The sequence below is a fragment of the Ruminococcus flavefaciens genome (genome assembly GCF_900119075.1).
GTDB lineage: Bacteria > Bacillota > Clostridia > Oscillospirales > Ruminococcaceae > Ruminococcus > Ruminococcus flavefaciens_Q.
Window position 1 is genome coordinate 47,595 of the sequence record NZ_FPIP01000006.1, and the last position, 22,568, is coordinate 70,162.

Annotated in this window: 17 protein-coding genes; 12 read left to right on the plus strand and 5 right to left on the minus strand. The window is 46.3% G+C overall.

Annotated features, from left to right (window positions below; all coding sequences use genetic code 11):
- Positions 1-243 precede the first annotated feature (243 nt).
- From BT105_RS09725 to BT105_RS09750, 6 genes are all read left to right on the plus strand, one after another.
- Positions 244-1,503, plus strand: coding sequence for a CapA family protein (locus BT105_RS09725; RefSeq protein ID WP_072300680.1), 1,260 nt, complete (start codon positions 244-246; stop codon positions 1,501-1,503).
- 532 nt (positions 1,504-2,035) lie between these two features.
- On the plus strand, positions 2,036-2,902 hold the full coding sequence (locus BT105_RS09730) for a cohesin domain-containing protein (RefSeq protein ID WP_072300561.1): 867 nt from the start codon (positions 2,036-2,038) through the stop codon (positions 2,900-2,902).
- Between the two features lie 98 nt (positions 2,903-3,000).
- Positions 3,001-5,241, plus strand: a complete 2,241-nt coding sequence (locus tag BT105_RS09735; RefSeq protein ID WP_072300562.1) for a hypothetical protein — start codon at positions 3,001-3,003, stop codon at positions 5,239-5,241.
- A gap of 52 nt (positions 5,242-5,293) precedes the next feature.
- Positions 5,294-9,487, plus strand: a complete 4,194-nt coding sequence (locus BT105_RS09740) for a cohesin domain-containing protein (RefSeq protein WP_072300565.1) — start codon at positions 5,294-5,296, stop codon at positions 9,485-9,487.
- Positions 9,488-9,893: 406 nt separating this feature from the next.
- Entirely contained in the window at positions 9,894-12,032 is a 2,139-nt protein-coding gene (locus tag BT105_RS09745; protein ID WP_072300567.1) for a cellulose-binding protein CttA-related protein, read from the plus strand.
- A 123-nt stretch (positions 12,033-12,155) separates the two neighbouring features.
- On the plus strand, positions 12,156-13,007 hold the full coding sequence (locus BT105_RS09750) for an NPXTG-anchored protein (protein WP_072300570.1): 852 nt from the start codon (positions 12,156-12,158) through the stop codon (positions 13,005-13,007).
- 57 nt (positions 13,008-13,064) lie between these two features.
- On the opposite strand, the gene BT105_RS09755 is transcribed toward BT105_RS09750, so the two are convergent.
- Positions 13,065-13,811 (minus strand): tRNA 2-thiocytidine biosynthesis TtcA family protein, encoded by a 747-nt coding sequence (locus BT105_RS09755; protein WP_072300572.1) that lies wholly within the window; start codon positions 13,809-13,811, stop codon positions 13,065-13,067.
- Between the two features lie 509 nt (positions 13,812-14,320).
- Here BT105_RS09755 and BT105_RS09760 point away from each other — a divergent pair.
- From BT105_RS09760 to BT105_RS09785, 6 genes are all read left to right on the plus strand, one after another.
- Complete coding sequence (locus BT105_RS09760) at positions 14,321-14,821, plus strand: DUF2500 family protein (RefSeq protein WP_072300574.1); 501 nt, start codon at positions 14,321-14,323, stop codon at positions 14,819-14,821.
- 57 nt (positions 14,822-14,878) lie between these two features.
- Positions 14,879-15,550 carry a uracil-DNA glycosylase gene (locus tag BT105_RS09765; protein WP_072300576.1) on the plus strand — a complete coding sequence of 224 codons (672 nt, stop codon included), beginning with the start codon at positions 14,879-14,881 and terminating at the stop codon, positions 15,548-15,550.
- Positions 15,551-15,561: 11 nt separating this feature from the next.
- A complete protein-coding gene (gene metF / locus BT105_RS09770) occupies positions 15,562-16,422 on the plus strand; it encodes a methylenetetrahydrofolate reductase [NAD(P)H] (RefSeq protein ID WP_072300579.1) in 861 nt (286 codons plus the stop codon).
- Positions 16,423-16,463: 41 nt separating this feature from the next.
- A complete protein-coding gene (locus BT105_RS09775; protein ID WP_242940115.1) occupies positions 16,464-17,087 on the plus strand; it encodes a vitamin B12 dependent-methionine synthase activation domain-containing protein in 624 nt (207 codons plus the stop codon).
- 248 nt (positions 17,088-17,335) lie between these two features.
- The gene (locus BT105_RS09780) at positions 17,336-18,727 is read left to right on the plus strand and encodes an ABC transporter substrate-binding protein (protein ID WP_072300584.1); all 1,392 of its coding nucleotides are present in this window, start codon (positions 17,336-17,338) and stop codon (positions 18,725-18,727) included.
- 137 nt (positions 18,728-18,864) lie between these two features.
- Positions 18,865-19,824, plus strand: a complete 960-nt coding sequence (locus tag BT105_RS09785) for an NAD-dependent epimerase/dehydratase family protein (RefSeq protein ID WP_072300585.1) — start codon at positions 18,865-18,867, stop codon at positions 19,822-19,824.
- Positions 19,825-19,977: 153 nt separating this feature from the next.
- On the opposite strand, the gene BT105_RS09790 is transcribed toward BT105_RS09785, so the two are convergent.
- The 4 genes from BT105_RS09790 to trpS form a co-directional block, all read right to left on the minus strand.
- Positions 19,978-20,220, minus strand: coding sequence for an RNA-binding S4 domain-containing protein (locus tag BT105_RS09790; protein ID WP_028516039.1), 243 nt, complete (start codon positions 20,218-20,220; stop codon positions 19,978-19,980).
- Positions 20,221-20,287: 67 nt separating this feature from the next.
- Entirely contained in the window at positions 20,288-20,563 is a 276-nt protein-coding gene (locus tag BT105_RS09795; RefSeq protein ID WP_028516040.1) for an HU family DNA-binding protein, read from the minus strand.
- Positions 20,556-21,380: a nucleoside triphosphate pyrophosphohydrolase gene (gene mazG / locus BT105_RS09800; protein ID WP_072300586.1), complete on the minus strand. Its 825-nt coding sequence runs from the start codon at positions 21,378-21,380 to the stop codon at positions 20,556-20,558. The genes BT105_RS09795 and mazG overlap by 8 nt, the downstream gene beginning before the upstream one ends.
- A 188-nt stretch (positions 21,381-21,568) precedes the next feature.
- Positions 21,569-22,564, minus strand: coding sequence for a tryptophan--tRNA ligase (trpS, locus tag BT105_RS09805; RefSeq protein WP_072300587.1), 996 nt, complete (start codon positions 22,562-22,564; stop codon positions 21,569-21,571).
- Positions 22,565-22,568 lie beyond the last annotated feature (4 nt).

Here is a 22,568-nt window from a genome sequence, read left to right on the forward strand (position 1 = left end):
CAGGTAAAAACTTCGTATGAATGAACAAATATAGGATAATACTAAAGTTGAACGGAAGAATTTGCCGTAAATACGTTGTTTTTTTGAGCGGAATTAAGCATATTGTGCTTAAAACGCGTTGTAAATTCATTTAAGTTTGATACAATTTGTAATTGCCAAATTAAAAATAATGTGATATAATAAAAAAGGATAAGTGGCATGATTTTTATGGATTTTATGCCATTCATCAAAAAGGAGACCTATATGAAACTCAGAAAAGGACGTGCCTTCGGCGCAGTCACTGTTCTTGCTGCACTTATCGCAGGAGTAGTAAGCTGCAATGTCGTCGGACGTACAGAAATCAATAACGGTCAGCCTGTCACAAGCGGCAGCTCTTCTGCTGAAACAACAGAAGCTACGGAGCCGATAACGGAGGAACAGCCCGATAAGGTCGTTCACGTTGTTGCGGCAGGCGATAATCTCATACATTATTCGGTATTCAAGAATGCCGAAGCGCTGGCAGGCGGCGTGGGCTATGACTTCAAGCCCATGTATTCCGAGGTGAAGTACCTCGTTGAGGGAGCCGACCTTGCCATACTGAATCAGGAGACTATCATCTCCCAGAGCAACCCTATCCGCGGTGCAGACGGCGGTCAGCTCATATTCAACTCGCCGCCCGAGGTCGCAGACGCAGTCATAGACCTTGGATTCGACGTATTCACCATGGCGAACAACCACCTGCTTGACATGGGCACCGACGGTCTTGAGGAGTCTATAAGATTCTGGAATCAGAAGGCTGAGGAGAACAATCTGACAGTCCTCGGCGCTTATCTGAATGAAGAGGACGCAAACAATATCCGCGTTCGTGAGGTCAACGGCGTCAAGATAGCATTCCTCGCTTACGCGCACCATATAAACGGCTTTGATTCGCTGCTGGACGACGTTCCGCTGAGAGTCATCAAGAATGAGGAAGAGGACGTCATCGAGAGACAGATCAAGGAAGCCGATCAGCTGGCAGACGTTGTCATCGTTTCCGCTCACTGGGGCGAAGACGATACCACTGTGGTCACTGATGACAGAATAGAGCTCGCCAACAAAATGGTGGACTGGGGCGCTGATGTGATACTCGGCTGTCATACTCATACCGCAGAGACCATGGAGTGGATAGAGCGTGACGACGGCACAAAGGGCTTCGTTTATTACTCAATGGGCAATTTCATCTGTGCTCAGACCGATAACTTCAACGTTGTGGGAGAGATGCCCGATTTCGATATCGTTATCGACGGAAACACCAACGAGCTCAGGCTCGAAAATGTGGGCTGCATACCTACTATCATTCATTACGAGAGCGAATTCTCCAACATGAAGATATACCCCTACAGCAAATATTCACCCGAGCTGGCAGAGCGTCACGGACTCCCGTATGCAGTGCCTCAGGGCAGCTATCCCGAGTTCGGCTGGGACGTCATAAACCGCATAATAGACGAGCAGATTCCTGCGGAATTCAGGAAACTCGACAAATAATTTGATAAATTCATTTCTGGTTCAAATATAGGGTTTGGCAAGACTTTTCCAGAATTTTTACCATTGTGCAAACCGTGCAAAAAACAGTTTTGCAGTTTATGTAAAATACCAAAAACGATATGAACCTATTTACTTTTTTTTAGACCTGATATATAATGAAATCATGAATAAATATAGATTTGGGATTTAGTATCCCATCACGGCAGTGTGATGCGTCTTGAGACAAAACCACTGCTGGCAGAGCACAAGCTTTTAGTCACAGGCTGACGGCAGAGGGGAGCTTCTGAGAGGCGTGTACATACGTCGCTTTAGAATCTGTTCCATGCGACCGCAGCTCGGACAGCTTAGCCTCGTCTGTATGACTGACAGCGGCTTCACAGCCACCGCTTTGCACAGCTTTCATTCGTATATCGGTGATGTGGTTTTGCAGGGAGGGCGGAACGGTGTATCCGCTGCAATTAAGACAAGATATAATAAAAGGGGCGATCGGTTCCTTTGTTATATAACATTATTGAAGAAGGAGGAAAAAATAATGAAGACAAAAAAGGTAGTCGTCGGAGCTTTAGCTGCGATGCTTTCACTTTCAGTCTGCTCACTCGCACCTGCGGTAGCTGCCGGCGAAACAGTGCAGATATCCGTTGGCAAAGTAAACGCAGAGGCAGGTGCAGCATTCTCGGTGGACGTATCGTTGGCTGATATCCCATCTTCCGGCATCCAGTGCCTTGACTTCGCTGTTTCCTATGACAGCAAGGTACTCACAATCGAATCCATAGAGGCAGGAGCACTCGTTAAAAACGGCTCTGACTCAAAGGATCTCTCAGCATCTCTTGCACCTCTCTTCGAGGGCACAGTTAACAGCTCAGAGGGCTGGGCGAGTGCGGCATGGTCTACATCTACTGATGATGCTTCATACTGGCTCAAGAGTGACGGCGTTTTCTGCACCATTAAGGGTAAAGTAGCAAGCGGCGTTGCAAACGGCACAGTTTCTGATCTCAAGATCATTCCTATCGACCGTGAACTTTATTCAAAGTCAGGCGTTAAGAATAAGGAAATCAGCTGTGGCTATGAGAAGGACAAAAAGCCCGTCAAGTATGATACAACGTTAGTTAACGGCAGCGTTACAGTAGGTACGCCGGTTACAACTACTACACAGCCACCTACAGACAAGATCACACGCGGCGACGCTAACTGCGACGGAAGCGTTGATATGTCTGACGTTGTTCTCATTATGCAGAGCCTTGCAAGCCCTAACAAGTACGGTCTTACCGGATCTGACGACAAGCACATTACTGCTCAGGGACAGGCAAACGGCGATGTTGATGACAGCGTAAAGGGCATCACCAATGGAGACGCTCTTAAGATCCAGAAGTGGCTGCTCAAGAGCATTACTGAGCTCTGATCCGAGATTATCTGATTTGTCCCCCTTACAAAGGAATACAAACCCAATTTATGTTTTTATTAATAGGCTTAAAAACCTAAAGAAAGGAATTATTACAAATGAAAAAGTTAATTTCTGCAGTCACATCACTGTGTATGGCTGCATCAATGGTATGCACAGTAGTTCCTGCAACAGTAGGCGCTGCTGACGCTTCCAAGGGATTATCTATTAAGACATATGATATCCAGAATCCTTCCGCTGATTCTGCAAAGTCAGAAATAACTATCGCTAAGGCTGATATCCCTGCCGGCGGTTACACAATCCCATCTGCTGTATACTACTCAGAGGCAACAGTTAACTCAACTGGTTCTATGCTTGCAAGTATCACAACAGATTCCAAGGATATCCAGTTCAAGATGTACGATCCTGCTCTCGATGCTTACACATCTGAGAAGAAGGCATACAAGCTTGGCGATGTAGAGTTTGAAACAAACAAGTATATCTCATTTGCTGGTTATGCAAAGTCCAAGAGAGACGGCTATAAGGCTGGCGGTGCTTACCAGATGGCTTGTGAGTCTTCACAGACAGCTGCTAAGACAGACAACTACTTCATCGGCTGCTCATGGATGAACGATGGTAGAGATTATGCTTGGGCTGGCGAAAAGTCTGATTCATATCCTTTCTATGTATTCGACACAATTATCCCTCAGGATATCAAGGCTGGTACATACAAGGTTATGTTCTGTGACTACAACACAGACGCTACAGGCAAGAACGACAATCCTTGCCCAATGGTAGAGAGCCAGGGTACAAGATATACCAAGAAGGAAGGTAACCTCAAGCTCAGCGAGCTCACAATCAAGGTTACTGATGGTCCTACAGACGAGACTACAACAACAACTAAGGCTCCTGATAAGACCACAACAACTACAACTAAGGCTCCTGACAAGGAGACAACTACAACAACTAAGCCTCCTGTATCAGATGCTGACGTTTCATTCAGCTTCGTAGAGTATGAGAGCCAGAAGAATACTATCACAGCTAAACCAGGCCAGAAGATCGATGTTGACGTAAACATCACAGCCGGCAACAAGCCTGTATCAGCTCTCGATGTTCAGTTCAAGGCTAACGGCCTCAAGATCACAAGCATCGGTGAGGGTACAGAGGCATTCGATGGTAAGACAGTTAACTCTAACCTTTCAGAGCTCCGTGCTAACTACGCTACACTTAAGGGCGACACACCTATGGTTCCTGTAGATGGCAAGTCAGCATTCATGCTCACAATTGAAGTTCCTTCAGATGCAAAGGACGGTACATACACACTCGACTTTGATACACAGTGCAAGATCTTCAAGGATAACACAAGCTTCAACTACAAGACAGCTTCAACTCCTCTTACAGTAACTGTTGGCAATCCTCCTGTAAATCAGGAAACAACAACAACTACTACTAAGAAGCCTGACGATAAGACAACAACAACAACAACAACTACAAAGCCTGTAGCTGATGCTGATATCAACTTCGCATTCGTTAAGTATGAAGAGAACAAGTCTGAGATCATAGCTAAGCCAGGCGATGAGATCGACGTTGACGTAAACATCGTTGCTAACGGCAAGCCTGTATCAGCTCTCGACGTTCAGTTCAAGGCAGACGGTCTTGAGATCACAAGCATCGGTGAGGGTACAGAGGCATTCGACGGTAAGACAGTTAACTCTAACCTTTCAGAGCTCCGTGCTAACTACGCTACACTTAAGGGCGACACACCTATGGTTCCTGTAGACGGCAAGACAGCATTCATGCTCACAATCAAGGTTCCTTCAACCGCTAAGAACGGTACTTACACTCTCGGCTTCGACAGCCAGTGCAAGATCTTCAAGGATAACACAAGCTTCAACTACACAACAGCATTTACTCCTCTTAAGGTAACTGTTGGCGATGTAGTAACAACAACTACAACTCAGAAGCCTGACGATAAGACAACAACAACAACAACTACAACTAAGGCTCCTGACGATAAGACAACAACAACTACAACTACAAAGACACCTGATGATGTTAAGACAATCAAGGTTACAATGTGGGGCGATGCTAACGTTGACGGTAAGGTAAACGTTGCTGACGTTGTTGCAATCAGAAACATGGCTGCTGACATGGATAAGTTCCTTGCAGACGCTGAGTTCAAGTTCGACAAGGCTCAGGGCAGAGTAAACGCAGACGTTGTTGATCCTCAGGATATCACAGGCGCAGCTTGCGATCCTGCTAAGGTTAAGATCACAGGTACTGATGCAGACCTTATCATCAACTATATCATTTCTAATGGTTATGATATGGCTAAGGCTGTAACTCCTAAGAAGTCCTAAGCAAGAAACATCAATTAAATAAGAGCAATTTGCTCGGAAAGGAAATGCACTGATGAAGAAACTGCTTTCAGCAGTTACATCCGTTGCCATGAGCTTCTCGCTCATGGCAGGTGCATTTGCTTCGCCAGTTAGTGCTGCGGGCAGTGATACTGCTTCGCAGCCTAAACTTAATATGGGCGGAGTACTGGATGTTTCTGCTAATAAAAATGCCGGTGAATCAGTTGAATGGAACATGGGCACAGCAATTGCTGCTCCTGGTATGTCTGTAACATTACCTGTAGTAGTAAGCAAGTCTACTCTCGAAGTGACAGGCGCTCAGTTCAAGATCAACCCCAAATCACCTATCAAGCTCACATCTGTTAAGGCAGGTGAGGCTTACGGTGCAAATGCTTCTTACGACGGTAATCTCATCGTTCTTGAGAGAAGCAGCGGTAAGGGCGTTGTTGCTGACAACGATTCAGTGGTTCTCAATCTCACATTTTCTGTTCCAAGTGATTGTGCTGAAGGCGACTATGCAGTAGAGGCTTCTGACCTCTTCGTTAGTAACGCAAAGAGCGCTGATATTACATCAAGTGTAAAGTTCGGTGCAGGTACAATTAAGGTACAGAAGGAAATCAATAACGGTAACGTTTCATGGATACTCGATAATGTAGAGGGTGCTCCCGGTGAAACAGTTACATTAAAGGCTTATGTCAGCAATACTGACGGAGTTCTTGCAGTAGCAGGCGCTCAGTTCGGTATCAAGACAGAGTCTCCTATCGAATTCAAGTCACTTAAGGAAGGCGGAGCTTATGCTTCACCTATATCTTTTGACGAGAAGGTTCAGACCTACGTATTCGATTCAGGTTCAGGTAAGGGCGTTATCGCAGGCGATAAGGCTACTATCATGAACATTTCTTATACTATCCCGTCAACTTGTCCTGAGGGAACCTACAAGGTTTCATGGAAGGACGGTTTTGTAAGTGACAGCCATACAGCAGACATTACTTCTAAGGTAAAGTTTGTTGACGGTTCTATCAAGGTCACAGGAAAAACTACTACTGATAAGATAACATGGACACTGAGCAACGAGACTGCTAAGCCAGGTGATGTCGTTACTATGACAGCCAAGGTTTCAGACAAGTCAAAGGCTGCTATCAAGGTCGGTGGTGCACAGTTCAAGGTTGACGCTGCAACTCCTATCACTTATAATGATAAGATCGCAGAGGGCAACGCTTACGGCGGCGCTATCAAGTACACAAAGGGTACAGACAGATTCATGTTTGAGCTCGACGGTGCAGGAAAGGCTGCTGCTGACGATTCAACTATCTTCAGCATCGACTTCAAGGTACCTGAGGGTTGTGCTGACGGCGTATACCCTGTAAAGTGGGCTGAGACTTTTGTTTCAGACGGCAAGGCTAACGACGTTACCAATGACATCGTTCTTGTTAACGGTTCTATCACAGTAGGCGATGTTCCTGTTGATGTAAAGGGAACAGCTACTTGGGTTATCCCAAGCGAGGTTCAGGCTGAGGCAGGTAAGACAGTTGAGCTCGTTGCTAAGGTAAAGGGCGATTCTGAGCTTTCTGTTGCAGGCGCTCAGTTCTCTATCGTAGGCACAGAGCCTCCGACACTTAAAGAAGTAGCAGGTAATCCTTACGGATTCAAGCTTGCTTCCGATCCTGAGTATAAGGCTAACTGCATTTTCGAGAATGCAACAGGCGCTACTGCTAAGGACGGCGATACACTCTTCACAATCACATTTGACGTTCCTGCAGGCACACCTGACGGTATCTATCCCGTAAAGTGGTCCAAGCAGTTCGTTACAAACGACAAGAGTGTTGATATCACAGACAAGGTTACATTTGTTGACGGTAGCATCAAGGTCGGCAATCCGACAACAACTACTACAACAGTTGGACCTACAACAACTACTACAACAGTAACAGGCACAACTACAACAATACCTGCAGGCAGTCTTATCTGGCAGATCGATACACAGCAGATCGATGTTCCTGACAAGGATAGAAAGGTCGAGCTCAAGATCTATGTAAACGATAAGAACAAGGCTAAGGTAGGCGTTGCAGGTGCTCAGTTCCGCATCAACAATGCAAAGGGAATCACATTGGATTCAGCTGTTGCTTCAGAAGCATACAATGCAGAATTCAAGACAGATACAAAGACAGACGGCGTTGACAAGAGCGCTGTATATTTCGTATCTAATGATCTCAAGAATGTAGTTGCAGAAGACGGTAAAAATGTAGCAGTTCTTACATTTAATGTTCCTGCTAACACACCAGAGGGTACTTATGCAGTTAAATTTGCAGACGGTTCACTTTCTGTAACTGATGAGAAGTGTAAGGATATCACAAAGAATATCATCGGTCTTGACGGTGCTATCATCATCAAGAAGCCCGATAGTGATACTCCTACATCTACAACTACAACTACAACAGGTACAACAACAAAGGCTCCTGACGACAAGAGCACAACAACCACAACTGTAACAGTAACAGGTACAAAGGCTCCTGACGACAAGAGCACAACAACCACAACTGTAACAGCAACAGGTACAAAGGCTCCTGACGATAAGAGCACAACAACCACAACTGTAACAGCAACAGGTACAAAGGGTCCTGATGACAAGACCACAACAACAACTGTAACCGGTACAACAACAACCATTAAGGTGCCCGAGGGCGCTATTCTCTGGAAGCTTGACACTGTTCACGCTGTTCCCGGTGAGACCGTTAAGGTTAACATGATCGTTGTTGATCCTAACAAGGTAAACCTCGGCGTTGCAGCAGCTCAGTTCTCAGTTACACCTTCTATCACAGGTAATACAGGTGCAGAGCTTGCAGCTCTTGGTGATGTATCAGCATACGGTTCAAAGGTTGTTAGAGGTACTGACAACAGCATCAGATTTGTATTTGAGGACAAGGATTCTCACTCCGCAGCTGACGGCGCTATAGTTGCTGAATTCAGCTACAAGGTTGGTGAGAATGCAGTTCCAGGAACAGATATCGATCTCGTTATAAGCGATCTCTTCGTTTCAAACGGCAAGTCAGTTGACATCTCTAAGTATGTAATCGGCGTTGACGGCAAGATCATCATTGATGAAAAGCCTGATACTACACCAGTTTCTACAACAACCACAACAAAGGGTCCTGATGACAAGAACACAACAACCACAACTGTAACAGTAACAGGTACAAAGGGTCCTGATGACAAGACCACAACAACCACAACTGTAACAGGAACAGGTACAAAGGGTCCTGATGACAAGACCACAACAACCACGACTGTAACAGGAACAGGTACAAAGGCTCCTGATGACAAGAGCACAACAACCACAACTGTAACAGTAACAGGTACAAAGGGTCCTGATGACAAGACCACAACAACTACAACTGTAACAGGCAGCAGCACATCTTCTTCTACAACATCTACAACAACTGCTACAGGTACAGTTCTTAACGTAAGCTTCACAACCACAGCTAATCCTTGGGGTACACTTCCTATCGAGGAGTGGAACAAGACAACCACAAAGACCGGCTATGACAAGTCTTATGCAACAATAAAGACTAAGGCAGGATTCTACTTCAGCCACGACAACGGTGTTCGTGCTCTTGGCGATAAGGGTGGATTCGATGCTGGTCAGGTTGAAGAGCTCGTTATCTACGATGTATACAAGGACGGCAAGATTGAAGTAAGATCAGGTCTCGACATGAGCAGAGTAAACTTCGGTCAGGCTACACCTGAAAAGGTATACAAGACTCGTACACACAACAATGCTAAGACAACTATAGACGACTTCAAGTATGAAGTATCTGTTATGTATGAGAATATGCCTCTGGTAAATACAAGCGGCGAAGCACTTACAGTTCCCGTTTATATCGGTGTTAAGGGCGATATCAACCTTGACAATAAGGTCAATGCGGTTGACGCTTCTACAGCACTCAGCTACTATGCATCATATCAGACAAACGGAAATACCAAGGAGTCTGTAATATGTCAGAATGATACGAATGGTCTCGCAGTAACATCTCCTACAGATATGCTTGATCACTTCGCAGCATTCCTCGGCGACGTTGATACCAACGAGTACGATCCGAACAACTGGAAGACAATGAAGGGCGACAGAACAGTTAACGCTGTTGACGCATCTTACATCCTTTCATTCTATGCTGAGAAGCAGACTACAGATAAGTCGGCTAACGACATCTGGAACGATGTTCTTGGCACTGTAAGATTCGGAACAAAGTAAAAAACGCTAAAAAAGCAGGTCTTTCGACCTGCTTTTTTACATTATATACCGCTTGACAAGAATACTGGTAAGATGATATAATACCAATTGTAAGAGAAATTAAGCCGAAACAACAAATGAAATAATACTAAAAGTTCATTTGAATGAAAATATTACGATTCATATAGGTCTATATTGTGAAAAAGCTACAAAAAACGGGAATATTAATCGGCAATAATTTTTTGAAAAAATGTACTGTTCTGCTTGACTTATTGGACTATGTGTGATAAAATGTAGTTATGAATTTTGGGGCGGAGTATATATATACGCATATATCACCCGAAATTTAGCCTGTTGCATAGACGCTTGTGTACAATGAGTACGTCTTGGCAAAAGGGGAATAAACATGTTAGAGAGGTATAGGACAATGAAGAATTCATTATTCAAAAGAGCTATCGCAGCAGCTGCAGCTGTTCCGCTCGCTCTTACACAGTGTCTCACATACGCAAACGCTGTAGACGGCGACACTGCGACAACAACAACTGCGAACGTTCAGGCACAGAGCCAGGAAAGCACACTTAAGGCTTTACTCGCTATCCCTGGTGACGCTAAGATTTTAGGACCTGATAAAAAGGGTGCTGCATACAATCGTCAGCAGTCAACATGGGAGCAGACAGCTCTCTTACTTCTGAACAGTCTCGGTACAAAGGACGACGGAAGAATCGACCTCACTCCTTACATCAACAAGGCTTTAGCTAATGCCGGAGACTACAGTGATGTTGCTAAGGTTTTTGCTGATCTTATTGATGGCAAGAAAGTTGATTATACTTTCGACGGCAAGAAGCTTACAGTTAAGGGCAAGATCAATGAACTTAACTATAACGAGTTTATTGGCGTTTCTGATGCGTTCAAGATCGATGCATTCGATGATATAGTTCTTGGCGGCGATTTTGTTATTGTTGTTGATGGCTCAACTATTGATGCAAATCAGACTGTAACCGCCGAGTTCAAGTATACTTGCGAAGGCAAGACATACACACTTGGCGAAGTGCCTGCACTTATCAAGGATAAGTTTACAGCTATTAAGGCAAAAGCTGAGAAGGAGATCGGCGCTGGCGTTGATGAAAAGGCAAAGGCTGATTTCTTCGATAAGTTAGATAAGATCATCAAGGTAGCTACAAAGGCTGACAACGGCGTTACAAAGGCACTTGCTTTTGACTGGAACTACACAACAGCTCAGGAGAAGAACAATGCTGCTGACGCTATCACAAAGCTGAATGCTAAGATCAAGAGCTATGGCATCAACAAGCAGCTCCCACCAACAGCAAGCGATATCGCTTCTAATTCAAAGGTTGCTGCTGCATTTGCAGAGATCTCTGAGAAGACAAACGGAAAGGTTACAATTTCTGCTGCTGAGGTTGGCAAGTTAGCTGACGAGGTTGGCGGAAGAAGCATCAAGAAGGGCGACGATGTAGTAGTTTCTACACCTCTCAGCGCAAGCATCTTCGGCGGCGTTGGTACATTCACAGCTGCATTCGATGATGATGCTGACGAAGTTGCTGATCTTAAGAAGAAGGTAGAGGCTGAAGGCCATCAGCTCGTAGGTTCTTACAAGAAGGCTTACGCAAGAGTAGACTTCAGCGACATCAAGGACACAGGTAAGGCAAGCCTTTCACTCAGCCTTGACAGAATCCTTGTAACTGATACAACAACAACTACAACATCTACTACAACTACATCTTCATCTACAACAACATCTACAACAACTAAGGTAAATCCTGACGATTCAACAACAACATCTTCTACAACAACTAAGGTAAATCCTGACGACACAACAACAACAACAACAACAACAAAGCCTATTGAATTAAAGAAGATCAAGAGACAGTATGCTAAGAACGGTTACACAAAGACTGCTGCATTCTACCTCAACACAGAGGAAGAGTTCAACAAGAAGCAGATCAGTGATGTAACACTCGTTATCGAGTATACAGACGGTTCTACAGAGGACAGAGTAGTTGCAGCTGACGATATCAACTTCGGTACAGCTAAGCCTACTAACACATACAAGAAGGATTCAACAGACTTCAAGTATGCCGTACAGGTTTATGTAAAGGATGTTGCACTTACTGACGAGCTCGGCGAGAATATCACAGTTGACGCTTACATCGGCGTAAGAGGTGACGCTGACCTCAATAGCACAGCAAACGCAGTTGACGCATCTGTAGTTCTTACATACTATGCTAAGCTTTCTACAAACGATGCTGAGGGCAACAGCAACAGACCTTCAAATACAAAGCTTTCAACAAGCAACCTTGTAACATCAGCAAGAAACATCTATGATGACTTTGCTGCTTACCTCTGTGACGTTGAGCACGATGTAACATTCGACAACCTCACAAAGAAGGTTACAAGAAACAAGACAATCAACGCAGTTGACGCTTCTTCAATCCTCCAGTTCTATGCTCAGAGACAGCTCGCAGCTAACAAGGGCAAGACAGACGCAGAGGTTTGGGCAATCGTTGACAGCAACAATAACAACACATCTGCTTCCGAGGAAGTATAATCAAAGCTGAATTATCTGCCGTCGCAAAACGGCGGCAGATATACAATTTAATATTATTGATGTTAGCCGCCGTATTTGCGACGGAAAAACATATATAAAAAAATCTGAAAGGAAATAATAACAATGAAGACGAACACTATTAAGCGTGCTTTCGCTGCACTGGCAGTTTCTGCTGTTGCACTTTCAGCATCTGCTATCACCGCTTCTGCTGAGACAGCTAAGGGCTATACCTCAACAGGTAAGGCTGCTGCTGATTTTAAGGGTGCTGCACTCGATCTCACACAGAAGACAATTTCTCTTGACGAAGCTAAGAACGTACAGACAATCGTTTTAGCTGCAAAGGGTGACGGTACACAGTTTGATTCAACTGGTATCCACATCAAGTTTGATGCAGGTCTTGAGCTTGTTCAGACAGAGTACATGGAAGAGAAGGTTTGGGCTGCTCCACAGACAGCTGTTAAGACATACGAGGCAGTTCAGGACGGTACAGACGGTCTGTTCTTAACATTTGCTAACTCAACTCCTAAGGCTGCTACAACAGCTGGCTTAAAGCTCTGGGCATTTGACGTTAAGGTTAAGAATCCAGAGGCTGGCAAGAAGTATCCAATCGAGATCGCTTACGAAGACGGCGACCTTTTCGACCTCAAGGGCAGCGCTGATACTGAGGCAATCAGAGACTATGCTTTCTCTAACGTAACTCAGGGTTACATCGAGATCGTAGCTCCTACAACTACAACAACAACAACTACAACAACAACTACAACTACAACAACAACTACTACAACAACTACAACTCCAACTTCATCAAAGTCTGGTACAACAAACACAACATCTAAGACAACTGCAAAGCCAGTTTCTACAACAAAGCCAAAGGATAACTCACCTAAGACAGGTGTTCCTGGTGCTGGCATCGCTGTAGCAGGTCTTGCTGTTGCAATCGGTACTGCATTCGTTCTCAGAAAGAAGGAAGACTAATTAATTAGTCCCATCTTAATGGAATAATTAAAGGCTCTCCAATCGGAGAGCCTTTTTTTAGTCTTTTTTAGTTGGCGGAGTCCAGTTTATCCCGCCCCAGCCGTCAACGTTGGCGCGGCACATAGCGCCGAAAAGCCTGTCCTTGAAGCCGTGGTCATTACGCTCCATATCCGCGAGGAAGTCCTTGGTTTTCTGGCGGTTTGTGTGACCGTCCGCAGGACAGGCAGATTTTACCACGGGAAGCTCATTCTTGCGAGCCGCGCGGCGTATCTCCTTTTCGGGAGCAAGCACCAGCGGACGTATTACAGTCACATTTTTGTGGCTCAGGTAGGTGCTTGGCGCAAAGCAGCCGATACGACCCTCGGTAAAGAGGTTCATCACGAATGTCTCAACTGCGTCGTCGTAGTTGTGCCCGAGAGCTACCTTGTTGCAGCCCAGCTCGTTAGCGGCGTCGTGGAGAGCTCCGCGGCGCATACGTGCACATAGGGAGCAAGGGCTGGGCTCTTTGCGGACGTCGAATACAATCTCGCCTATCTGTGTGGGGATAACGCGGTACTCCACGCCCATTTTCTCACAGCGCTCCGCAATGGGGGAGAAGTCCATCTTCTTGTCCTTGAAGCCCATATCGAGAGTGATAGCCACGACTTCGTAGTCGATACCGATGAATCGCCGCAGGAGCACAAGTCCCTCCAGCAGTACAAGACTGTCCTTGCCGCCGGAGACTCCCACGAGTATGCGGTCACCGTCGCTGATGAGCCCGTAGTTTTGAATGGCTTTTCGCATATATCCAAGAATTTTCTGCATAATATCTCTCCAAAACGTTTTTCTTGATTATAGCATATTTAAAAGTAAAATGCAACCAATGAAAGGAATTCATGTAGGGGACGGCGTCCTCGACGTCCCAGCGTAGGGGCGGATATTATCCGCCCGGTAAGGGACGCCCTCTCTTGCAGGGCCCCCTAATCGGGGCCGTCCCCTCTGTCGCATTGTGACATCTCCCCACCCCGTGGGGAGTCACCCCACCAGAGGCGCCGCCTCTGACCTTACCGGTACGTCCCCTCTGTCCTTCGGACATCTCCCCATCTTATGGGGAGTCACTCTGCCAAAGGAACACAGTCCCTTTGGAATCCCTTTCATATTCTCAATGTAAAAACTAAGCACTAATCGCAAATAACTAATCACTTTTTTGGGAAATTTGCAAATTTTTCTTGCAAAGTAAGAAAAAATATATTATAATAGAAATGGTAACTTTTCGGGACTTGTCCCGAATCCAGCAAATCAGAAAGGAGCGGCGCATTTGCGCCTTTAAAACAATGACAGAACAGCTGAAAAACCTGCTCATTTTACTGGCGGCGATAGTTGTCGTACTTATCCTTGTCATACTTCTTTTCAGCGGCAAAAGCTCGTTCAGACGTCTGCTTTCTATCTTCCTTGAAGAGCGAGAGGACTACGAGGGCGACGACGGGGACGGCGGCGAGAGAGCTATGCCTGTCAAGCAGCAGACTCCCACACAGCGCAGAAGAGCAGCAATAGAGGAAAATGTGCAGAAGAGAACCTCTGAGCCTATCGTTGAAATGGCTACACTGGTCAGAAAAAGCGATGACCGCCTCAGAGTTATAGAGAGTACAGGTCAGGTAAGGCTCGTTGACGAGTACTACGAGCTTATCTTTGTGACACGTAAGGGACAGAAGCTAAAGATAGAATGCTCTGCCGAGGCTTACGAAAAGGTGCCCTTCAATCAGCAGGGCTCGCTTACATACAAACGCAATACCCTTGTAAAGTTCAAGTACTACGAGGATACTGTATTTAATTGACATCAGGGGGACGGCTTTAATGTCGTCCCATATTTGTATACGAATGGACGTGGGCATATGGTAAACTTTAATAACGACTGGGACGGGCTTCTCAAAGGCGAATTCGATAAGGATTATTATCTGAAGCTCCGCCAGACTCTCATAAACGAATACAGAACACAGCGTATCTATCCCAATATGTACGACATCTTCAACGCTATGAAGCTGACCTCATACGACGATGTAAGGTGCGTCATCATCGGTCAGGATCCCTACCACGGTGAGGGACAGGCTCACGGACTGAGCTTTTCCGTCCGTAAGGGCGTAGCTCCGCCGCCGTCATTGGTGAATATCTTCAAGGAGATACGTGACGACGTGGGTATAGACAATCTTGGAAAGCACGGCGAGCTGACCAAATGGGCGCAGGAGGGAGTTCTCCTGCTGAACTCAGTTCTCACTGTCCGCGCAGATCAGGCAAGAAGCCACCGCGGTCTGGGCTGGGAGAACTTCACCACCGACGTTATACAGCTTCTCAACAAGCGCGAGAAGCCAATGGTGTTCATGCTCTGGGGCGGCGACGCCAAGGCGAAACAGCAGTTCATCACCAATCCCAACCACCTTATACTCAAGGCGGCTCACCCAAGTCCGCTGTCGGCGTATAACGGCTTCTTCGGGTGCAGACATTTTTCAAAGGCAAACGAGTTTCTCCGCGCACATGGCTTGGGAGAAATAGACTGGTCAATAGATTAACGGAGGAAATTATGCATATAAAGGAACTTTTCGGCAAAAAGACCGTATTTTCATTCGAGGTTTTCCCTCCCAAGAAGGACAGCCCCGTGGACATAATATATGATACCCTTGATGAGCTTCAGGGACTTTCCCCCGATTTCATCAGCGTTACATTCGGTGCAGGTGGAAGCGGCAACAGCAAGCACGCCTTGGAGATAGCTTCAAAGATAAAGGACAGCGGCACTATACCAATGCTCCACCTGCCCTGTATCAACTTCACCAAGGCTGAGATAGACGCAGCTCTCAGCGAAGCCCAGCAGCGCGGCATTGAGAATATCCTCGCCCTCCGCGGCGATATCAATCCCGATATACCGCCTGTGGACGATTTCCACCATGCCAGCGACCTTATCACTTATATAAAGTCCAAGGGCGATTTCGATATCGCAGGAGCCTGCTATCCCGAGTGTCACCCAGACGCTGCGGATATGATAGAGGACATAAAGAACCTCAAAGCCAAGGTCGACGCAGGCGCAGACCACCTTATCTCGCAGCTTTTCTTCGATAACGACAGCTTCTACGCATTCCGCGAAAAGGCTGCTATCGCAGGCATAAACGTGCCTATTGAGGCAGGTATCATGCCTGTTGTAAACAAGAATCAGATAGAGCGCATGGTAACTACCTGCGGAGCAAGTCTCCCTGCAAAGTTCGTGCGTATCATGACCAAGTACGAGCACAGTCCCGAGGCTCTCCGCGATGCAGGAATAGCCTATGCGGTAAACCAGATAGTTGACCTTGTGGCAAGCGGAGTTGACGGAATACACCTCTACACTATGAACAAGCCCTACGTGGCACGCAAGATATGCGAGGCTGTATCGGGCATAATAGGTGCGTAATGGAGCTGCTTCCCATATCGAAATCAGAGGCGGCGCGGTACATGGGCGTAAAGGGTGAGCCTGACGAAGCAGTCATGGAGCTCCTTGACCGTGCGGAGCGGCTTGTCCGCGAAAAAGTCCGCCCTAAGTACGTCTATCTCGAAACAGATGTGAGCTTCACAGACGGGGGAGTAGTCCTCGGAGCAATGTCCGAGCCCCTTACGGGAGAGGACATAAAACGCCATTTAAAGGGCTGCAACAGAGCGGTAATGCTGGCGGCTACCCTGTCTCAGGAGGCTGACAAGCTCATAAGACAGGCGGCTGTGACCAATATGGCAGAGTCGCTTGCCATTGACTGCATTTGCAGTGCGGCAATAGAGCAGGTCTGTGACCGTGCAGAGCAGGAGATATTCGCAGAGCAACCTGCACCATACAGGACATGGCGCTTCAGCGCAGGCTACGGAGACCTGCCTATAACGCTGCAAAGGAGCTTTTTGCTGGCTCTCAATGCTCAGCGGCGCATAGGTCTCACTGCAACGGACAGCTCACTGCTGATACCCTCAAAGTCGGTGACGGCTATAATAGGGGTGTCGGATACTCCTGTTGAGCGCGGTGCAAAGGGCTGTGCCATATGCTCCATGAAAGATAACTGTGAGTATAGACGTATTGGAAGAGTTTGTAAGTAAATAAAATTAATCTATATACTGGATTTGAGCAGTACATAAATGGTTCATATGTGATAAACTAACTATAAATGCCCACAAATTATATGGAATATTGACATTGACATGAACGCTGCTAAAGTGATATAATTAAGTAAAGAATAATCAAAATGTATTATTGGGGAACTTATCTCCGTATTGTTATCGAAAATATTGCAGAGTGTTTTCAAATACGGGTAAGTTTATGTGGGCGGTATTAAAGGAGTCATAAAATGAAAAAAGCAAGATATTTTATTTCGGCATTGCTGTTGACATCGATCTCAATGTCTCTTCTTGCGTGCAGCAGTAAAAAAGATGACAGCTCCAAATACAGCAAGGAGCTTGATTCCTCAGTAAGAGATGAGATCCGTCAGAACGCAGTTGGTTCAGAGCTTCTCACCGGAGACAAGCTTGAAAACGGCGTCATAAAGTGGCTTTCTGACTGGGATATCAACCCCGACGGTACAGGCAAGAACGTTCCTATCGATCTTGCAGTATTTCAGGAGCGCTATGGCGGCGAGATAAAGTATTACAGATGTAAATATGAAGAGCGCTATGATATGCTGAGTAAGTATATCGCTTCGGGCGAGGGCATAGACTTCTTCTATGGAGGAAATCTTGACGCTTTCCCAAAGGGCGCTGTAAAGGATATGTTTGCACCTGTTGACGATTATATCGACTTCGATTCCCCACTCTGGGAAGACGTAAAGGACATCAACGATCAGTTCGTTTGGAACGGCAAGCATTATATGGCGGGCATTCAGGCTACAGGCGACAAAACGGCTGTGGTATACAACCGAAAGACAGTTGCAGAGGCTGGTCTTGAGGATCCTGCTGACCTCTATGCAAGAGGCGAGTGGGACTGGAACGCTTTTGAGAATATGCTTGAGAAGTACGTTGATAACGGCAGTCAGAAATTCGGCATAGACGGCTGGTGGTTCGAGTACGGACTTATGAATACTATCGGTGTGCCTCCTGTAAGTATCGAGGACGGCAAGCTGGTAAGCAATCTCAGCGATCCGTCAATGGAGCGCGTGCAGAACTGGCTCTATGAGCTCTATCAGAAGGGCTATATTGCCATAGGCAGCGAGGACTTAGGATGGGAGAGCAAGCCTGCGTATATAGGCGAGGGCAAGGAGCTGTTCTATCCTGTGGGACTGTATGAGTTCTATAAGGAGAAGTCACAGTGGTCCACTACCTTCGGCGCTGACGCATTCTTCGTGCCAATGCCAAAGGATCCAGAGGCTGATGAGTATTACATTCCTACGGGCTTTGAATCATATATGTTCGTCAAGGGCGGCTCAAATCCGCAGGGCGTTGCCAAGTACCTCGACTGCAAGAGATTCACTCATCTTGACGAGGATACCAAGGCGGTTGCGGATAAGCAGTTCATTGACGACTATGGTTGGACTCAGGAAATGATAGATATGAAGAACAGTATGCAGGAGCTTGCAGAGGCTAACCCTGTTATCGACATATCAAACGGCGTTTCCGAGGACTGCGGAGAGCTTCTGGACAACAGTCTCAGATTGACCGCAAGAGGTACTCCGTGGAACGAGACCTATGAAGCCATTTATGCTACAGTAGATAAGTATCTTGAAAACATCAATTCCGAGGTGAAATAAAGCGAAGCGGCTTTCTCGGAGTTGCATAGTGCTAACATTAGTTTTATTTATTGCCAAGCCATTGTAATTATGCTATAATAAACATATATAAGACAAAATTTTGATAGTTTTTTAGTTTCAGAAAGGAGGCTATGATCATGGAGAAAGTACTTGTTACAGGAGGATGCGGACTTATCGGTCAGCACATTTGCTCAGGACTTCTGAAAAAGGGCTATGAGGTCATAGCTGTTGACAGAGAAGAAAGCGGATATAACGAGGGAAAGCTTCATTATTCATCAGTACAGTGCGAACCAACAGATAAAAATACAATAGCAGAACTCTTCGAGAAACACGATTTTTATGCGGTAATACACGCGGCGTGTACCGTTGATAATGACATGGGACCTATAGTTACAGAAAAGCAGGTAAAGGATTCCGCATCAGTGGATAAGTTCATTTACCGCTATGCAATGACATCAACTGTGAAGAAGTTCGTTCTTCTCAGCACAGATCAGGTATATCAGTTCCCGAAAACACGCGAACCTATCCGTGAGGACAGCGATCTTAAGCCGTCTACCAATTATGCGGCTATGAAATATGCTTCCGAAAAGGCACTCGCCAGCGAATTGCAGCATCACAACAAGGAGGATATCCTCTGTTGCCTGATACGCTTTCCTGCGGTGTATACCTTCAATTTTACGGATAATCTCATGGCAAAGATAACCGATCCCAAGGACGGCTCATATTTCGTGTTCGGTCAGGGACAGTACGGCTTCCAGCTCTGCTGCGTACATAATCTTGTGGACTTTATCCTGTGCTTCATCAAGAACGCAGATAACCACACCTATGCAGGCGTATACAACGTTGCAGACAAGGAGCTTACAACAGCTGCTGATATCATTACATTCATGAGGACGAATCACCGTCTCGGCGCTGTAATGCAGAAGCAGCCGAACAATGCTATCACCAAGCTTAAAGGACTCTTCGGAGTCAATAAGGAGGAGAAGCAGAATTACCGTTATCTTGACATGAACAGAGTCGAGAACAATAACCTGCTGGATAAGACAAAGGCTTCAAAGCTTGTTACATTCCGCTGGGACATACGTAATACAAAGTAAAAAAATGCTGTACCGAAAGGTACAGCATTTTTTGTTACTGTAGGGAGTCACCCACATCAGCCCGATGAATAAACGCAGCGATGTGAGCATCAGCCAGATGAATAAACGGGGCGATGTGGGCATCGCCCCCTACATATTATAGTCAATAATAACTTATTCGATAACGGTGTAGTTATCCGCTGCATTTTCCTTGGTAGCGTGCTCGGTAACACTGAGCACCTTTACCTTCAGCGGACGTGTACCCATATTTATCTCGATGATATCGCCCACCTTTACGTCGTAGGAGGCTCTCTGAGCCTTGCCGTTCACGACTATCTTCTCGGCGTCGCAGGCTTCGTTAGCCACAGTGCGGCGCTTTATAAGGCGCGTCACCTTGAGGTATTTGTCCAGTCGCATAATATCTTCCTTTCAAGCCCTTATATGATGATATAAAAAAGGGGACAGCGGACTGTCCCCTTTGCTATTACTTGTTTACAGCGTCCTTGAGACCTCTGCCAGCCTTGAATGCAGGTGCCTTGCAGGGAGGGCAGACCATCTTTGCCTTTGTCTTAGGATTGATGCAGGTCTTTTCGCCTCTCTCGCGTACCTCAAAAGTACCGAAGCCTGTGATGGAAACCTTCTCGCCGCTTTCGAGAGCGCCCTGGATTGCTGTGAGTGTAGCCTCGAGAGCAGAAGCAGCGTCCTTCTTAGTGCAGCTTGCCTTATCTGCGATAGAGTTGATAAGTTCAGTTTTAGTCATTTTTCTGTTCCTCCATTTTACTAATTATTGATTTTGCCTTGTCCCAATAAATGTCGAGCTCTTCAATAGGAAGATTTTTCATATCAAGCTTTTCCTCAGAGACCAAGTCCTCTGTGACTGAAAAACGCTTGATAAATTTCTCCGTAGCGGATTTGAGTGCCAGTTCCGCGTCAATGCCTAAGTGTCTTGCTGCGTTGACGCATGAAAACAGCAGGTCGCCCATTTCTTCTTCGATATCTGCCTTATTGCCGCTTGCGATAGCAGCGTCCAGCTCAGCTTTTTCGCCGCCTATACAGGCTACGGCGTCCTCGGCACAGCGGAAATCCATGCCTGCACGCATTGCTCTCTTGCCGACCTTCTGAGCTCTCATAAGAGCGGGAAGTGACTTTGCAACGCTTGTGAGGGTGTCCGTATAACGCTCCTGTCCCTTTGTCTCCATTTTAATGGCGTCCCAGTTTTTCAGCACCTGATCGGTGGTATCAGCTGTGACGTCGCCGAAAACATGAGGGTGACGGATAATGAGCTTTTTGCAGACCTCGTCGCACACATCGTCGAACTTGAAGGAGCTCTGCTCCTCCTCGATCCTGCAATGGAAAACGACCTGTAGCAGAACATCGCCAAGTTCCTCACGGAGAAGCTCTGCGTCCTCAAGGTCAATAGCCTCGATGACCTCGCAGGTCTCTTCGATGAGATCGCTTCTGATAGACTGGTGAGTCTGTTCTCTGTCCCAGGGGCAGCCGCCCTCGCTTCTGAGAAGTCTGACGATATCGAGCAGATCGTTTATTGAATAATGGTCTTTCTGCTGGTATTCAACCATAGGAAAACACTCCCTTAAAGACGGGCTATGTTATATAATACCCTAATTTTTTCTAAATTGCAACCTATTTTTTACATTTTTGTTAATTCCGTAGAATAATAATATTTGTCAAGTCGAGGTTTGTATATTTTTGACATATAATTACTCTCTGTTATATATAACTAAATGCAAAAAACATAGCTTAATGCTTATTTATCCACGAATCCGACCTTGTGGTAAACCTTGGAAACTATTCTTCCCGAGTATCTGAGAGCCTTCTGTGCGCCCTCTGTGTAGCACTGCTTCAGGTATGCCTTGTCTGCACTGAGTCTTGCGAACTCTGTGCGGACGGGCTCCAAGTGGTCTGCAACAGCCTCGCCGACAGCGAGCTTGAAGTCGCCGTAGCCCTTGCCTGCAAACTCGGACTCGATAGCCTTGAAGTCCTTGCCTGTTACGCAGGAATATATAGTCATAAGGTTGTTGATACCGTCCTTGCCCTCGCGGTAGCATATCTCAGCCTCGCTGTCAGTGACAGCTCTCTTGAACTTGCGGATAATGGTATCCTTGTCGTCAAGTATGAGTATGCAGGCGTTGACGTTTTCGTCGGACTTGGACATCTTCTTTGTAGGCTCCTGCAATGACATTATCTTAGCGCCTACCTCGGGTATATAAGGCTCGGGCAGTGTGAAGAAGTCACCGTAGCGCTGGTTGAAGCGCTGAGCGATATTTCTTGCCAGCTCCAAATGCTGCTTCTGGTCAACGCCGACGGGAACGAGGTCTGCGTTATACGCAAGGATATCCGCAGCCATAAGGGTAGGATATGTAAAGAGACCTGCGTTTATATCGTCGGGGTGCTTCTGGCTCTTGTCCTTGAACTGAGTCATACGTGAGAGCTCGCCGAACTGTGTATTGCAGCCCAGTATCCAGTTGAGCTCAGCGTGTGTCGGAGCGTGGCTCTGAATAAAGAGTATAGATCTTTCGGGATCAACTCCGCAAGCCATAAGAAGTGCATACGAGTTGAGTGTATTCTGACGCAGCTTTGCAGGATCCTGTCTTACAGTGATAGCGTGCATATCCACAACGCAGTAGATACAGTTGTACTGCTCCTGTAAAACGCCCCAGTTTCTGACAGCTCCGATGTAGTTGCCGAGGGTAAAGGTTCCTGTAGGCTGGATACCGCTGAAAATCAGCTTTTTATCGTCCATTTGC

What these genes read in the sequence shown, in the direction of transcription:
- BT105_RS09725 (WP_072300680.1), top strand. Translation starts at nt 244, where the DNA reads ATGAAACTCAGAAAAGGACGTGCCTTCGGCGCAGTCACTGTTCTTGCT.
- BT105_RS09730 (WP_072300561.1), top strand. Translation starts at nt 2,036, where the DNA reads ATGAAGACAAAAAAGGTAGTCGTCGGAGCTTTAGCTGCGATGCTTTCA.
- BT105_RS09735 (WP_072300562.1), top strand. Translation starts at nt 3,001, where the DNA reads ATGAAAAAGTTAATTTCTGCAGTCACATCACTGTGTATGGCTGCATCA.
- BT105_RS09740 (WP_072300565.1), top strand. Translation starts at nt 5,294, where the DNA reads ATGAAGAAACTGCTTTCAGCAGTTACATCCGTTGCCATGAGCTTCTCG.
- BT105_RS09745 (WP_072300567.1), top strand. Translation starts at nt 9,894, where the DNA reads ATGAAGAATTCATTATTCAAAAGAGCTATCGCAGCAGCTGCAGCTGTT.
- BT105_RS09750 (WP_072300570.1), top strand. Translation starts at nt 12,156, where the DNA reads ATGAAGACGAACACTATTAAGCGTGCTTTCGCTGCACTGGCAGTTTCT.
- BT105_RS09755 (WP_072300572.1), bottom strand. Translation starts at nt 13,811, where the DNA reads ATGCAGAAAATTCTTGGATATATGCGAAAAGCCATTCAAAACTACGGG.
- BT105_RS09760 (WP_072300574.1), top strand. Translation starts at nt 14,321, where the DNA reads ATGACAGAACAGCTGAAAAACCTGCTCATTTTACTGGCGGCGATAGTT.
- BT105_RS09765 (WP_072300576.1), top strand. Translation starts at nt 14,879, where the DNA reads ATGGTAAACTTTAATAACGACTGGGACGGGCTTCTCAAAGGCGAATTC.
- metF (WP_072300579.1), top strand. Translation starts at nt 15,562, where the DNA reads ATGCATATAAAGGAACTTTTCGGCAAAAAGACCGTATTTTCATTCGAG.
- BT105_RS09775 (WP_242940115.1), top strand. Translation starts at nt 16,464, where the DNA reads ATGGGCGTAAAGGGTGAGCCTGACGAAGCAGTCATGGAGCTCCTTGAC.
- BT105_RS09780 (WP_072300584.1), top strand. Translation starts at nt 17,336, where the DNA reads ATGAAAAAAGCAAGATATTTTATTTCGGCATTGCTGTTGACATCGATC.
- BT105_RS09785 (WP_072300585.1), top strand. Translation starts at nt 18,865, where the DNA reads ATGGAGAAAGTACTTGTTACAGGAGGATGCGGACTTATCGGTCAGCAC.
- BT105_RS09790 (WP_028516039.1), bottom strand. Translation starts at nt 20,220, where the DNA reads ATGCGACTGGACAAATACCTCAAGGTGACGCGCCTTATAAAGCGCCGC.
- BT105_RS09795 (WP_028516040.1), bottom strand. Translation starts at nt 20,563, where the DNA reads ATGACTAAAACTGAACTTATCAACTCTATCGCAGATAAGGCAAGCTGC.
- mazG (WP_072300586.1), bottom strand. Translation starts at nt 21,380, where the DNA reads ATGGTTGAATACCAGCAGAAAGACCATTATTCAATAAACGATCTGCTC.
- trpS (WP_072300587.1), bottom strand. Translation starts at nt 22,564, where the DNA reads ATGGACGATAAAAAGCTGATTTTCAGCGGTATCCAGCCTACAGGAACC.